The sequence below is a fragment of the Blautia sp. OM07-19 genome, from assembly GCF_003481595.1.
Classification (GTDB): Bacteria; Bacillota; Clostridia; order Lachnospirales; family Lachnospiraceae; genus Blautia_A; species Blautia_A intestinihominis.
Window position 1 is genome coordinate 133,141 of the sequence record NZ_QULA01000004.1, and the last position, 13,719, is coordinate 146,859.

Here is a 13,719-nt window from a genome sequence, read left to right on the forward strand (position 1 = left end):
AGTATTACGGCGGTCGCAATTGACCGCCGTATGTATCTTTGTCTGTTATTTATTTACAAAAGGTTTCAGCTCTTCGCGCTTTTCCACACCCAGTATCTGAAAAATGCGGGAGAGATAATGTTTGATCGTATTGACTGACATGGACAGGTGATCTGCGATCTCCTGGTTGGTCCAGCCTTTGCTTGCAAGCATGGCTATGGAAAATTCCATAGGTGTCAGCTTATCTGTAACAGAGCTCTGAAGCTGTGGATTATGAATATCCATCCAGCCGCGGCTGAAAGCAATGACTGCCTGTGAAAGCCGTTTGTAATTTTCCGGTTCTGTTGGTTTGATACAGGCTTCGATCTGGCCAAGCATCAGTCCGTGGTGCTCGATGAACGGTTCCAGAAATCCATCCGGTTTCGCCATGTTCCATGCTTTCATCAGGATTTCCCTGGCTTCCTCGTGTTTCTTCTGGTTATTCAGACACATAATGATCACGCAGTAGAGATATTCCATAGCAATGGGATAACAGCCATCAAGCATCAGAAAAACTGACTGACATAATCCCAGTGCCCGCTCATATTCTTCATTCAGATAAGCATTGTGTGCGAGGATATAGATCGCATAAGCACGAATACCCGCCGGCAGATACGGCAGAAAATCCTTGAGAGGTGGAAGTCCGTCTGCCGGAAGATGCATCAGAACCGTTGCCAGATAGCCGGCAAAAACACAGGAAGCTATAACTTCTTCTGATGCAGAGTTTTCTTCTGCAAGACGAAGGCATTCCTGGATGTTTCGAAATCCCATCCTGGAAGCAGATGGATTTCCCAGCGTAAGATTGGAAAAAGAATACAAAAGTCCTGCGGACAGGCGCAGGCAGAGATCTTTGTCCTGCAGATAAAGCTCCGCAATGTTTCTACATTCCTGCGCGCGTCCTGAAAAATAATATAACTCCGCCTGTGCGATCTGCCGTTGATCCGGATCCTGAAAAGCATCCACAGTAGCCTGTGCCTGTCCGGGAGCAAAGGAACTGTTTATCAAAGGCATAAGATGAGCGGAAAAAGAATCATACATCAAAACAGCTTCCCCCTACAAACTCCCTGAGAAGAGAGTTCCGTGGGATATCGTCGCTTGGCACGGCGACAAAATAGTCAAAGAATTTCAGAAGGCGCTTCGCCTCGATATATTCCGGCTCGTCCTTGCCGATCCCGAACAGAAGCGGCTCTGCATAAAGCTTCAGGCAGGCCAGTTCATAGACAAGTGCGGAGTTGAACATCACATCTGCCTCTTCCTGATACGGGAAGATGTTTGCTTCCTCTCCTCTTCTTACCGACGGCCATCTGGCGATCGTGTCCTTTGCACTCGTTCCACGCGTTCTCGCATCACGCACAATCCTTCGGATCAGTCTGCCATCCGTGGTCGGGATACGGTTGTGTTTGTCGATATTCAGCTGTGTCAGTGCACTGATATAGATCTTGAATTTACTTTCTTTCGGGAGGGAATGACTCAGTTTGTCATTAAGTCCGTGGATTCCCTCGATAACGAGGACATCCTCTTTCCCAAGCTTAAGGAAATCTCCCCGGTATTCTCTGTGGCCTGTCACAAAGTTAAATACCGGCAGTTCGATGCGTTCTCCACGGAGAAGAGCCAGCATATCTTCGTTGAATTTCTCCACGTCCAGGGCTTCCAGGCATTCATAATTTCTCTCACCGTATTCATCCAGCGGTGTATCTTCTCTGTTTTTGAAATAATTATCTACGGCGATCGGATGCGGTTTCATGCCGTGTGCTGTCAGCTGGATCGACAAGCGATGGGAAAAACTGGTCTTTCCGGAAGAAGACGGGCCTGCGATCATGATGAATTTTTTGCTGCCGTCCTCCACGATCTGCTGTGCGATCCTGGAGATCTTAGCTTCCTGGAGCGCTTCCTGCACCAGAAGGATGTTCCGCACGCCCTCACTGGTAATGCGGTCATTCAGATCGCCGACATAGGAAATATCCATCTTCTCTGCCCATTCCTGGGATTCCTTCTGTACCTGGAAGATTTTTTCCTCCGGAGCAAACGGCGGAATCACGGATGGAGCCTTACGCTCCGGCAGTTCCAGGACAAAGCCCTCATCATAAAGCTTGAGGTCAAAATATTTCACATAGCCGGTATGATCTGCCATATATCCATAGAAATAATCCTCATAGTTTCCAATATTATAGATATTCACCTTGGAAACACGGCGGTACCGGAACAGCTTCTCCTTGTCATACATGTGATGATGGTGAAACAGTGCGATCGCCTCATCTGTATTGACGGAACGCTTGCAGATCGGCACCTTTGCATCTACGATCTCATGCATCTGTGTTCTGACCTGATCCAGAAAGTCCTGATCCAATCCTGCAAATCCAGTCATTGTAAAATAATAGCCGGAGCCAACGGAATAATGGATCTCCACCTTCTCGACCGCGTCCTTGCCTGCCACATCGTAGATTGCTTTGAGCAGTACAAGGCAGGCACTTCTCTTGTACGTAGAAAAGCCAATATGGTCTCTGGTAGTGACAAACTCTACCTGGCAGTCACCCTTGACCCTCTTATGAAGCTCCCGAAGTCTCCCATCCACCGTGACCAGTATGATCGGAGCCTCTGTATCTTTCTGGTATTCATTGACAATATCCCTGTAGGAAGTTCCACAGGGATATTCTTTCGTTTCGCCATTGATCGTTACTTTTGCCATATTCTCCATAAAAACCCTCCCGTTTTTATAGTTATAGTTCGATATCTACAATATCGTATACGGGCTTTTTACTTTTGCACATGTGATCGGAAGTTCCGGGAAGTTTTCGCCGAGCTTCTTTTTCATGGCATCCATAAAAATATATTCTGTGCCGTAGTGACCGGCATCGATGACCGCCAGTCCTGCTGCCACTGCATCAATTCCTGTATGATGGTCAATATCACCGGTGACATACACATCCGCACCTTTGGCAAGTACGTCTGAGATCATGCTCTTGCCGCTTCCTGTACAGATCGCAGCTCTGTGCACCGACTGCTCAAGATCTCCATAAATCTTGACATCATTCAGAGAAAGTGCAGCCTTTACAAATTCTCCACATTCTCTGAGACTCATCTGCTTCGAAAGCATGCCGACACGGCCCAATCCCTCACAGCGGTCCCTGGTCTCCTCTGTCACAGAAAGAACTTCCCGCTCCTCAAGTTTCAGATAATCTGCACTCAAATCTGCCATGCCAAGGACATCATAATTCGTATGCATGGCATAATAGCAGATATGATTCTGGATCAGGCGCATGATCCTCCTTCCGGTGAAATCATGATTGTTGATCTTTTTGATTCCACTAAAGATCATCGGATGATGCGTAATGATCATATCTGCCCCCGCCTGGATCGCTTCTTCCAGAGTTTCCTCCGTCAGATCCAGTGCAAGAAAAACATGAGAAACTTCTGCCTCATCATCACCAACCAAAAGTCCTACATTGTCCCAGTGTTCTGCTGCTTTTGCCGGATATTTATTCTCCAGCCACGCTGTCAGTTCCTTTACTTTCATATCGGTCCAGGGCAGCCAGGATTAGCTGCCGCTCCTCCTCAACTTCTTTTTTGCGGTTTACTGCGCTCTCCCCGGAAGCTTCTTTGAGCTTCTCAAGGATCTCCTCATGGATCCTGAGCTCTCTTTCCAGGAATTTCTCAAGAACCGGATGCTTTCTCTCAAGAAGGATTTTTCCAAACATTTCCTCCTGCGCGCTCCACACCTCAGGCTCCGTTTCCGTATTTCGTTTCACCTTCATGATTGGATAAAACTTACCGTCCTCAAGGATCATCTCTTCTTCTATGATATGGAATCCATTCTCCAGAAGAAAATGCCTGAAATGTGGAATATCTGACTGCGGCTGAAGGATCATTTCCTGAAAATCATCCCAGACGCTTCTGCCATCGTTAAGGATACGCTCCATCAGAGGACCGCCCATGCCGGCAATGACAAGGGTATCTCCCTCGCCATGTCCGATATCGGCAAGTCCGTCACAGCGTCTTGTCTCTATGTAAGAGCCCAGTCCGTACTGTTCAATATGCTCGTGCGCACGAGACAACGGTCCCTCCGCAACATCTGTTGCGATCGCGCTTGGAATCCTGTTCTCAAGTTTCAGGTATACCGGCAGATATCCATGATCACATCCCACATCTACCAGCCGGTTTCCTTGTGTCACCAGATCGGCGATCGCGCCAAGTCTCCTGGAAATCTGTACAGATGCGCCCATCAGTCCAGATAATCCTTCAGTTTGCGGCTGCGGCTCGGATGACGCAGTTTACGCAGTGCTTTGGCTTCGATCTGACGGATACGCTCTCTTGTAACGTTGAATTCCTTACCAACTTCCTCAAGGGTACGTGCACGTCCATCGTCCAGTCCGAAACGCAGTCTCAGGACTTTCTGTTCTCTCTCGGTAAGAGTTCCGAGAACTTCGATCAGCTGTTCCTTGAGAAGAGTAAATGCTGCTGCATCTGCCGGTACCGGCACGTTGTCATCCTGGATGAAATCTCCAAGGTGGCTGTCCTCCTCCTCACCGATCGGAGTTTCCAGAGATACCGGTTCCTGAGAGATCTTGAGGATCTCACGCACTCTGTCAACATTCATATCCATCTCTTCTGCGATTTCTTCCGGGGTAGGTTCACGGCCTAACTCCTGGAGTAACTGACGGGAAACGCGGATCAGCTTGTTGATAGTTTCTACCATATGCACAGGAATACGGATCGTTCTCGCCTGATCAGCGATCGCTCTTGTGATCGCCTGACGGATCCACCATGTTGCATAGGTACTGAATTTATATCCCTTGCGGTAATCGAATTTCTCAACGGCTTTGATAAGACCTAAGTTTCCTTCCTGGATCAGATCCAGGAACAACATTCCACGTCCTACATAACGCTTTGCAATGCTGACTACAAGACGAAGGTTGGCTTCTGCCAGACGTTTCTTGGCATCCTCATCGCCCTGCTCCATACGCTTTGCAAGCTCGATCTCCTCATCTGCTGTAAGAAGGCTGACTTTACCGATTTCCTTGAGGTACATACGGACAGGGTCTTCAATGCTGACACCTTCCGGTACAGAAAGATCGATCTTGTCCAGTTCGATCTCTTCCTCATCATCCAGCTTGTCCAGCTCTGCATCATCGTCCAGCATCAGGCTGTCATCATTGCCTGAAATACGGAGCACATCGACTCCGCTGGCTTCCAGGAAATCGTATACCTTTTCCATCTGTTCAACTTCAAGAGGCTGGTCTTTGAAGAAATCACTGATCTCCTGGTATTCCAGTACGTTCTTTTTCTTTTTTGCAAGCTCCAGAAGCTCAACCAGTTTTTCGCTGAATTTGCCCATATTCATTTCCATAGGTGCTTATTCCCTCCATATAGTGTTTATATTTTATCCTTATTCAAAAGAAATATGCAGATCCCGGCGTTTTCGGCCGAGTTCCTCTAATTCTTTTTTTGCTTTGATGATTTCCTGAAGTCCCGCCATATCCGTGGGATTCCAGTTGCGGTTTCTTTCTGCAAGACTCTCTGTCTTGATCCGAAGAAGCGTATCGGCAAAAGCCTGATCCTGCTCCTTGGGAGTCTCCAGATGGATCGTCGCATTAAACAGCGATGCAACTTCTCTCTGCTCTTCACTGTCTGTGAAACTGTTCAGGAGTCTGGCCGGATTTACCTCGCCTTCTTCCCTCTGAGAAAAAAGCATCTGCGCCACTTCCCTGTACAGAGGGACCACAAAATCCTCCGGTGTCAGATACTGTGCCACTTTGTCAAAGATCTTAGGGTAGGTAACGATCCAGGTCAGCATCAATTTCTGCGCCTGATCGGAAGCACTGTCCTTCTTTTTCTTAGGTGCACCTTCCTGACTTTTCTTTGGCTGGATGCGGCGTTCTGCCGGTGTACCCTTAAGCGCCAGTGTATTGACTCTCTTACGGAGATCCTCCACGCTGATACCGTACTGACCGCGGTACTTCTTAACGATCGCCTCGATATAGAGGTTCCGCTCCAGTTCATCCTTCAGTTCCAGAAGCATCTCTGCACAGCGTTCAAAGAAACGGTTCTGCCCCTGCGGCTCCTCCATCGGGAACTCGCTCTCTGCAATGCTGACCCGGAACATAAAGCTGTCCGATGCCTGCTCAAGCCGTTCCTCAAAAGCTTCCGCTCCAAGGTTCTTGATAAATTCATCCGGATCCTTATATGGCCGCAGATTCACAACTCTGGAATTGACGCCAGCTTCCCGCAGGATCGGGATCGCACGGAGCGCCGCACGGACACCTGCCTCATCACTGTCGTAGAGAAGCAGGACTTCCTGCGTATAACGCTTCAGAAGGCTGGCGTGGCCGGAAGTCAGTGCCGTTCCAAGCGAAGCCACCGCATTGGTAAAACCTGCCTGATGCATGGAGATCACATCCATATATCCTTCACAGAGGATCAGATATTTCCTCCTCGTCGTCCTCGCGACATTAAGTCCGTACAGGTTACGGCTCTTATCAAAGATCTTAGTCTCCGGGGAGTTCAGATACTTCGGTTTGCCGTCACCCATCACACGTCCGCCAAAACCAATCACACGGTTATTAACGTCCATGATCGGAAAGATCACACGATTCCAGAACTTATCATACATACCATGACGCTCGTCCACATTAAAAAGCCCGGATTCCCGAAGCCGGTCATCACCGTAGCCCTTGGACTTAAGGAACTGATACAGTCCTCCGCCGAATTTGTCCGAATACCCAAGCCCGAACTTACGCATCGTCTCCTCACTGAGCCCGCGCCCTGTAAGGTACTGATACCCCTGCGCGCCCTTCTCTGTACGGAGCTGATAGTAGAAATACTGCGCGGCCTGCTTGTTGATCTCCAGAAGTTCTGCACGCTCCTGTGCCTTCTCTCTCACTTCTCTGGAATATTCGATCTTGGGAAGTTCCACTCCCGCGCGGTCAGCGAGATGCTTCAGCGCCTCGCCAAACGTATAATTCTCATATTCCATGATAAAATTAAAAACATTCCCACCGGCTCCGCAGCCAAAGCAATAATACATCTGCTTCCCCGGTGTTACGGAAAATGAAGGTGTCTTCTCATTGTGGAAAGGACATAACCCAAAATAGGAACTGCCCTTCCTGGTTAATTTCACATATTGGGATACCACATCTACAATATCATTCTTCTGACGTACTTCTTCAATGATATCGTCCGAATAACGCATTGCCCATCCTCCTCTGCTGCTTAATAGCCTTCCCAGGACTTTGGTATGTATATCTGCCGGAACTTCTCCATGGAATACTGGTCTGTCATACCAGAAAGGTAATCACAGACCGCCTGGGATCCGGACTCTCCTCGCTTCATGAGTTCCTGATATTCCCTGGACATCTGTTCCGGGTTCTCGATATAATATTCATATAGTTTCTTAAGCATTCTGACTGCTTTGTGTTCTTCTCTCTTTGCCTCCGGATGCGTATATACATTCTGGAACATAATCGTCCGAAGATCCATCAGTGCCGTGAAGATTCTCTCCGACATACAGATATGGTCTCTCTCAAGGCTGTTCTCTATGATATCATGCACAAAAGTATTCAGTCTCTCCCTCGTTGTATACCCCAGAAGTATCCGAAGCGTCACAGGGATATCATCTTCTGTCAGGATACCTGCTCTCTGTGCATCATCCATATCATGATGGATATAAGCTATTTTGTCGGAAAAGCGGACAACCTGTCCTTCCAGTGTCGCAGGACTGCCGCTGAGCCGATGGTTCAGAATGCCATCCCTCACTTCCCATGTAAGGTTCAGTCCCTCACCGTTCTTCTCCAGGATCTGCACGACACGAATACTCTGACGGTAATGAGTAAAACCACCCGGATGGATCTCATCAAGCGCATGCTCCCCCGCATGCCCAAATGGTGTATGTCCAAGATCATGTCCGAGCGCGATCGCCTCCACCAGATCTTCATTCAGGCGAAGTGCCTTGGCTATCGTGCGTGCGATCTGCGATACCTCAAGTGTATGCGTGAGCCGGTTCCTGTAATGGTCCCCGTGCGGTGCAAGAAACACCTGTGTCTTATCTTTCAGTCTGCGAAATGCCTTGCTGTGGAGAATCCGGTCACGGTCTCTCTGATAAACGGTCCTGACATCGCATTCCTCCTCGGTGCGTTCCCTGCCTCTGGAATGAGCGCTGCACGCCGCATATGGACTCAAAAGTTCCAGTTCCTGCTGTTCCATCTTCTCCCGTATATTCATAGGCACTACCTCCACAGGTGCAAAAACACTATGGTTCACAGTAACGACAAAATACCCTATATTAATTATATTCTACATAATGTTTCAAATTCCTCTTTTTTTCAAAAAAAATTTCTTTTTTTGTATCGGCAGAACATTATGGAGTTATCTGCTATGGCATAAAAAAAACTCCTGATTTAACAGGAGTTCTCTCTCATGCGGAAGATGGGACTTGAACCCACACAAGCGCAATGCTTACAAGATCCTTAGTCTTGCTCGTCTGCCAGTTCCGACACTTCCGCATACCGCATTTCTTGGAAACAATTGCTTCCTCGCGATAGATATTAATATAACAAAAGGTAATGTAAAAGTCAATACCTTTCATGCGGAAGATGGGACTTGAACCCACACGAGCGCAATGCTCACAAGATCCTTAGTCTTGCTCGTCTGCCAGTTCCGACACTTCCGCATATCGCATTTCCCTGGGAATTTTTTATTCTCTTCCCTCGCGACAGATGATAGTATAGCAAATCTTTTTTAGATAGTCAATACTCTTTTTTATTTTTTGCAAAATTATTTGTTTCTGATTTTCCAGCCCTTACCGTTTGCAGATATTCATCTGTTTTTCCGGCATTGCTTCTTTTGCCCCGGCTTTCTGTTTCAGTATGCAAAAATCCCTGTACCTTCTCAGATACAGGGACTCATTCATGCGGAAGATGGGACTTGAACCCACACGAGCGCAATGCTCACAAGATCCTTAGTCTTGCTCGTCTGCCAGTTCCGACACTTCCGCATATCGCATTTCCCTGGGAATTCTTTATTCTCTTCCCTCGCGACAATCAACAGTATAACGAAGTAATCTCCATATGTCAACACTTTTTTCATTTTTTATCAGTCTATTTTTCCAATTACGCAGGCACTTCCGACAGTGCCACCACACCACATCTGGTAAAAACCGGCAGTGTAACAAAAGAATACACGATCGAACCTGCTTCTATCTACACAAGCAGCACTACCTGTACACTTACACCAGACACCTGCATATACGATGGCAGACCACAGGAACCCAAAGTAACCATTGTTAATAACGGCAAAACCCTGGTTGAGGGCAGGGACTTTACTGTAGAATATGCGTACAATGCTTCTCCTGGAAGAGCACGTGCGGGCATCACAGGTATTGGAAATTATTCCGGATATTTTACCACCACCTTTTATATCAGCCGTGGAGATATCAGCAGTTGCGACATCACTCTTTCTGATGAGTCGCAGATTTATGACGGCGCAGCAAAAAAACCTGATGTCACTGTAAAATGTAACGGCAGTACCTTAACGCAGGATCAGGATTATACCTTGTATTATCGTAATAATACCAATGCAGGCACAGCTTCCGTTACTATCTATGGAAGCGGCAGCTTTTCCGGTTCTATAACAAAAACCTTCCAGATTACTGCCAATGATTTCAGCAAATGCAATGTTCAGCTTTCCAGCTCGGTATTCACCTATGATGGTTCCGAAAAAAAGCCGAAAATCACCGTAACAACCTCTGCCGGTAAGAAATTGTCCCCTGACACAGATTATACACTTGCCTACAGCGATAACACAGACGCAGGCACGGCTTCTGTCACCGTCACAGGTACCAGATGCTATGCTGGCAGAAAAACAGTCAACTTTCAGATTGCCCGTGCAAAGGCTACACTTACAGTAAAAGCTGCTTCTCTTACCCTGAATCAGAGCAGTAAAAAAACAGATATCATCAAGAACAAAAAAACCGATGGAAAAATCACCTGCAAAGAATCAGGCAAGCATATCCTGGAAACCGGTAAAATCCATTACTGCCTACCAGATCCAGTACAGTACTTCAAGCAACTTTAAGGGTGCTAAAACGATCACCGCAAAAGGCAGCTCCAAATCTGCCATTCTGAAAAAGCTGACCCGTGGCAAGAAATATTACATTCGAATCCGCACATACAAAACCGTCAGCAAAAAGAATTATTATTCTGTTTGGAGCAGAACTTCCTCTGTCAAAATCAAATAATTTTATGAAATAGTTCCAAAAACGCCGCACCACAGGGCAGTTTATTTATCTTCTGCCTCTGTGATGCGGCGTTTTTTATAAATCTGAATAATAATCAAAAAAATCCCTGCACCTTCTCAGATACAGGGATCTATCCATGCGGAAGATGGGACTTGAACCCACACAAGCGCAATGCTTACAAGATCCTTAGTCTTGCTCGTCTGCCAGTTCCGACACTTCCGCATATCGCATTTCTTTGGGAATTCTTTATTCTCTTCCCTCGCGACATGTAGTAGGATACCAGAAACAACTGACAAAGTCAAGGCTTTTTTTGAAATTTTTCCGTTTTTTTGTGAATTTAATTCAATTCTGCAATTCTGCTGACAGCGACATAAATCTCCTGAATCTTATACCAGGTCGGATAGTCTGTAATTCCCGTCTCAGGAAGTCCAAAGACATCCTGAAATTTACGAACAGAATTCTTTGTCTGCTCGCCATAAATCCCATCTACTCCAACCTTCGGTATCGCCGGATATGCATCGCTAATCACATTCAGCTGTTCCTGAATCTGGCGGACTTTATTTCCTGTTGCCCCGATATTAAGATCATATCCCGGCCAGGAAGAAGGAATCCCCGATACTGCTTCTGCAACATTTACATAAATATCATTTCCATAAAAATACCGAAGAATTTCTATTGGAGAGTACCCCTGATCTCCCAGCGATTTACTGCCCCATTGTGTCATCCATCCGCGGTTTCTGCACTGTACCTGCCGTCCGTCACAGTACTGGGTCAGAATCGGCTGTCTCACATCCGGTCTCGACAGATAATTTTCAAAAAGCTCATCTACGATTCTGGAAATACTGTCAAAAATATTTCTTCCATGAATCCATTTGTGATCATAGGCAGTGGACGATGTAATTGTAAAATCTTTTCCTTTGTTCCGGTACCACGTGTTATATATAAATTCGGGGTTGATTTCTTACATCATTTTATCTTAATATTATTTAAAATTATACTCTTATCAGACGCTGTTGCCAATAAATTCTGACTTGTTTTTTCTGGATTGCTGATAAAATCCTCCAGCCGTATTCTAAATCGTATTGTGATCTGTTCTTCCATTACATCAATACGCTCAACCAACTTATCAACCAAAACTCTTTTCGTGTGTGAGTCCGCATCCAAAAACACCTGCTGCCACGTCGGGATCTGTTCCCGGAGGTATCCCCACTCGGAAATGGATACATCCATATTTTTTAATTTTTCTTCTTTCTGCTTTATTATCTCCTGTTGTTTACTATAGGTTTCCTTCTGCTTATCAATCAGTCTTACAAGATCATCCAGTGATAATGGATATTCTCCTGTCATAGCCTGTGGAATGTTTTCTTCCATGACATCAATTTTTTTCTGAATCTTGAGAAGCTCCTGTTTTTCTTTTTCCAGCTCAGTTCTCACTGCTTTCTTTTCCTTTTGTTTATTTATCTCTATTTCCTGAAAAACATCGTCATTTTCCTGCAGCCGCCCTATGTACTCAGAAATTGAGTTGAAGACAATCGGTTCGATCTTGTCGGCCCGGTAAAAACCTCTTCCCGGATGTACCGCACCGCTCCATGCATCCTGACATTTATATATTCCGACTTTTCCGGAACGCTTTTCTCCGGTACCCTTGATGGTCCAATAATTATACCTGCTGCCATTGGTCATTTTACATCCACAATAACCACAATATAATACATCCATCAGAGCTAATGTACCTCTATTGCTAATCATTACTGTTATATTCGGATCTTTGTGTTCATCTGTTTTCGCAATGTTGTCAGCCCGCTTCTTCCTTAGATCCTGTACACCATTCCAGATATACACCTCTACAATAGCAATTTCTGGATTACATTCTTCCGCAACAATCCAATTATCGCTTCCAAGCTTATGATATACGCCGTCAGTTCTGGTTCTCCTATTATATGCAGTATAACCAGCATATATGGGATTCGTCAAAATGCTCGTAATTGTTCCAGCTTTCCAGATATCATTCGGTGCCATATCCTTATATTTTTCGTGAGTATTTAAAATTTTTGCTATCTTTACAGAACCATATTCCTTGTAAAATGCTAAATCGTAAATAAACACAACCACTTCAGTCTGTTCCGAAATGATAACCAGGTGTTTCAAAGCTCTGCCATGCTTGCTTATTTCACCGGAATATTCCAGCGAATAACCATAAGGAGCTTTACCGCCCATAAACCTTCCTTTTTGAACAAGCTTCTTTGCGGTATCTTTTACTCGCATCCCAGTATCAGAACTGCTTTTCTGGGCATTTCCATAACGAAGAGCGAGTACCATCTGTCCCATAATATCATCTGTTTCCGGAGAAATACAGCCATCCTTGACTGTATAGATATCCACTCCATACCGCTTAAGCGTCATCACGTATGATCCGATCTCCCACATACGTCTGCCCACACGGTCATCTTTATAGACAACCAAAATATCATACTCTCCATTTTTCGCGTCTTCTAAAATTTCTTTCAGAATGTCACGCTTTTCCACTGCGTTCTTGTAGCCGCTATTACTACCTTCGAAGTACTCCTTCTTATCTAGTACCCAATCTTTATGCTCCCTTATGTAATCTAAGTCGATCTGCCTCTGTATGTCCAAATCTCCATCTGCATCCAGCTGCTGATTGGAACTTACGCGCAATAACACTCGTACTCTTTTCATTTACTCACCGCCTATATGTCCTCGTCAAAAAACAATTGAGGAGGTATCTCGCCTCCTCACATGCTATCATTCGTTTCCGCTTGCCTTTCCCATAGTTTCCCTTAACGTTCCGGAAAGAATTGCTCTTACCTCCTGCAGGATCTTTTCTCCGTCAATTTTAGGATTTTGAGGAAATTCCATAATCACACTCACCCCAGACGGGTCCTGCTTTTCAATACGATCATATACCGGTTCCTTCATGGCAAAATCAGCCTCGATGATCCTTTTTTCATCTGTATTCCTGACTGCCGAATCATATGCACGTCCTGTCATATTAATACCTCCATTTCTTCAAAAAATCTATGTTTCGGTATTAATATGTAATTTATTTTGCAAAACAGCAAAAATTCAGATGTCACCTCGTAATATCTTCATTTCTCTCACATTTTATCTATTTTTCTTCTGTTTCTAATTATTTACCCAGTAAATAATAACCCCTTCTATTTTCAATTCTAATTTTTGTGCTATACTGTTTATAGGAAAATTATTTTGAAAGGAAAATAGGATGAATTATTGTATAGTAATGAAATATTCAGCGAAGGAAAATTGCTATATTGTGACCGTTCCGGATCTTCCGGGTTGTATGGCGGATGGGAAAAGTCCAAATGAGGCATACGAAAATGTAAAAAATGTGATTACAGAATGGATAGATACGGCAACGGCAGCAGGTAGGGAAATCCCGGAACCAAAATTTGCTCAGGAGAATTTTTAAGGGACAGCTTTTTAAGAGCCGTCCC

General features: G+C 45.4%; 12 protein-coding genes, 4 tRNA genes and 1 pseudogene. 3 read left to right on the top strand and 14 right to left on the bottom strand.

Translation table 11 applies throughout. The features are described 5' to 3' along the window. Positions 1 to 45: 45 nt before the first annotated feature. The 10 genes from DXC01_RS05000 to DXC01_RS05045 all read right to left on the bottom strand — a co-directional run bounded on the left by DXC01_RS05000 (position 46) and on the right by DXC01_RS05045 (position 9,004). Positions 46 to 1,056: a helix-turn-helix domain-containing protein gene (locus DXC01_RS05000; RefSeq protein WP_118698414.1), complete on the bottom strand. Its 1,011-nt coding sequence runs from the start codon at positions 1,054 to 1,056 to the stop codon at positions 46 to 48. Beyond that, positions 1,049 to 2,704 (bottom strand): nucleoside kinase, encoded by a 1,656-nt coding sequence (locus DXC01_RS05005; RefSeq protein ID WP_442852508.1) that lies wholly within the window; start codon positions 2,702 to 2,704, stop codon positions 1,049 to 1,051. The genes DXC01_RS05000 and DXC01_RS05005 overlap by 8 nt, the downstream gene beginning before the upstream one ends. Before the next feature lie 45 nt (positions 2,705 to 2,749). Next, complete coding sequence (locus tag DXC01_RS05010) at positions 2,750 to 3,532, bottom strand: Nif3-like dinuclear metal center hexameric protein (protein ID WP_118698415.1); 783 nt, start codon at positions 3,530 to 3,532, stop codon at positions 2,750 to 2,752. Beyond that, the gene (locus DXC01_RS05015; RefSeq protein WP_118251411.1) at positions 3,495 to 4,238 is read right to left on the bottom strand and encodes a tRNA (adenine(22)-N(1))-methyltransferase; all 744 of its coding nucleotides are present in this window, start codon (positions 4,236 to 4,238) and stop codon (positions 3,495 to 3,497) included. Before DXC01_RS05015 ends, DXC01_RS05010 begins: the two co-directional genes overlap by 38 nt. Next, complete coding sequence (rpoD, locus tag DXC01_RS05020; RefSeq protein WP_022215535.1) at positions 4,238 to 5,362, bottom strand: RNA polymerase sigma factor RpoD; 1,125 nt, start codon at positions 5,360 to 5,362, stop codon at positions 4,238 to 4,240. The genes DXC01_RS05015 and rpoD overlap by 1 nt, the downstream gene beginning before the upstream one ends. 39 nt (positions 5,363 to 5,401) lie before the next feature. After that, positions 5,402 to 7,204, bottom strand: a complete 1,803-nt coding sequence (dnaG, locus tag DXC01_RS05025; RefSeq protein ID WP_118698416.1) for a DNA primase — start codon at positions 7,202 to 7,204, stop codon at positions 5,402 to 5,404. 20 nt (positions 7,205 to 7,224) lie between these two features. Beyond that, the gene (locus tag DXC01_RS05030) at positions 7,225 to 8,232 is read right to left on the bottom strand and encodes a deoxyguanosinetriphosphate triphosphohydrolase (RefSeq protein WP_118698417.1); all 1,008 of its coding nucleotides are present in this window, start codon (positions 8,230 to 8,232) and stop codon (positions 7,225 to 7,227) included. A 196-nt stretch (positions 8,233 to 8,428) separates the two neighbouring features. Continuing rightward, a tRNA-Leu gene (locus DXC01_RS05035) sits at positions 8,429 to 8,513 on the bottom strand. Between the two features lie 82 nt (positions 8,514 to 8,595). Further along, positions 8,596 to 8,680, bottom strand: a tRNA-Leu gene (locus tag DXC01_RS05040). 239 nt (positions 8,681 to 8,919) lie between these two features. Further along, positions 8,920 to 9,004 (bottom strand) — tRNA-Leu (locus tag DXC01_RS05045). 557 nt (positions 9,005 to 9,561) lie between these two features. On the opposite strand from DXC01_RS05045, the gene DXC01_RS20260 reads away from it, so the two are divergent. Then, positions 9,562 to 10,083, top strand: a complete 522-nt coding sequence (locus tag DXC01_RS20260; RefSeq protein WP_118698418.1) for a hypothetical protein — start codon at positions 9,562 to 9,564, stop codon at positions 10,081 to 10,083. Continuing rightward, positions 9,983 to 10,246 (top strand): fibronectin type III domain-containing protein, encoded by a 264-nt coding sequence (locus DXC01_RS21415; RefSeq protein WP_118698419.1) that lies wholly within the window; start codon positions 9,983 to 9,985, stop codon positions 10,244 to 10,246. Before DXC01_RS20260 ends, DXC01_RS21415 begins: the two co-directional genes overlap by 101 nt. A gap of 137 nt (positions 10,247 to 10,383) precedes the next feature. On the opposite strand, the gene DXC01_RS05060 is transcribed toward DXC01_RS21415, so the two are convergent. The 4 genes and pseudogenes from DXC01_RS05060 to DXC01_RS05075 form a co-directional block, all read right to left on the bottom strand. Then, positions 10,384 to 10,468 (bottom strand) — tRNA-Leu (locus DXC01_RS05060). Between the two features lie 115 nt (positions 10,469 to 10,583). Further along, positions 10,584 to 11,189 (bottom strand): annotated as a pseudogene (locus tag DXC01_RS05065) (peptidoglycan-binding protein); the annotation flags it as partial. Between the two features lie 23 nt (positions 11,190 to 11,212). Next, on the bottom strand, positions 11,213 to 12,943 hold the full coding sequence (locus DXC01_RS05070) for a recombinase family protein (RefSeq protein WP_118698420.1): 1,731 nt from the start codon (positions 12,941 to 12,943) through the stop codon (positions 11,213 to 11,215). Between the two features lie 66 nt (positions 12,944 to 13,009). Next, the gene (locus DXC01_RS05075) at positions 13,010 to 13,255 is read right to left on the bottom strand and encodes a hypothetical protein (protein WP_118698421.1); all 246 of its coding nucleotides are present in this window, start codon (positions 13,253 to 13,255) and stop codon (positions 13,010 to 13,012) included. Positions 13,256 to 13,487: 232 nt separating this feature from the next. Here DXC01_RS05075 and DXC01_RS05080 point away from each other — a divergent pair, with 232 nt between their 5' ends. After that, positions 13,488 to 13,694, top strand: a complete 207-nt coding sequence (locus DXC01_RS05080; RefSeq protein ID WP_118698422.1) for a type II toxin-antitoxin system HicB family antitoxin — start codon at positions 13,488 to 13,490, stop codon at positions 13,692 to 13,694. Positions 13,695 to 13,719: the final 25 nt, after the last annotated feature.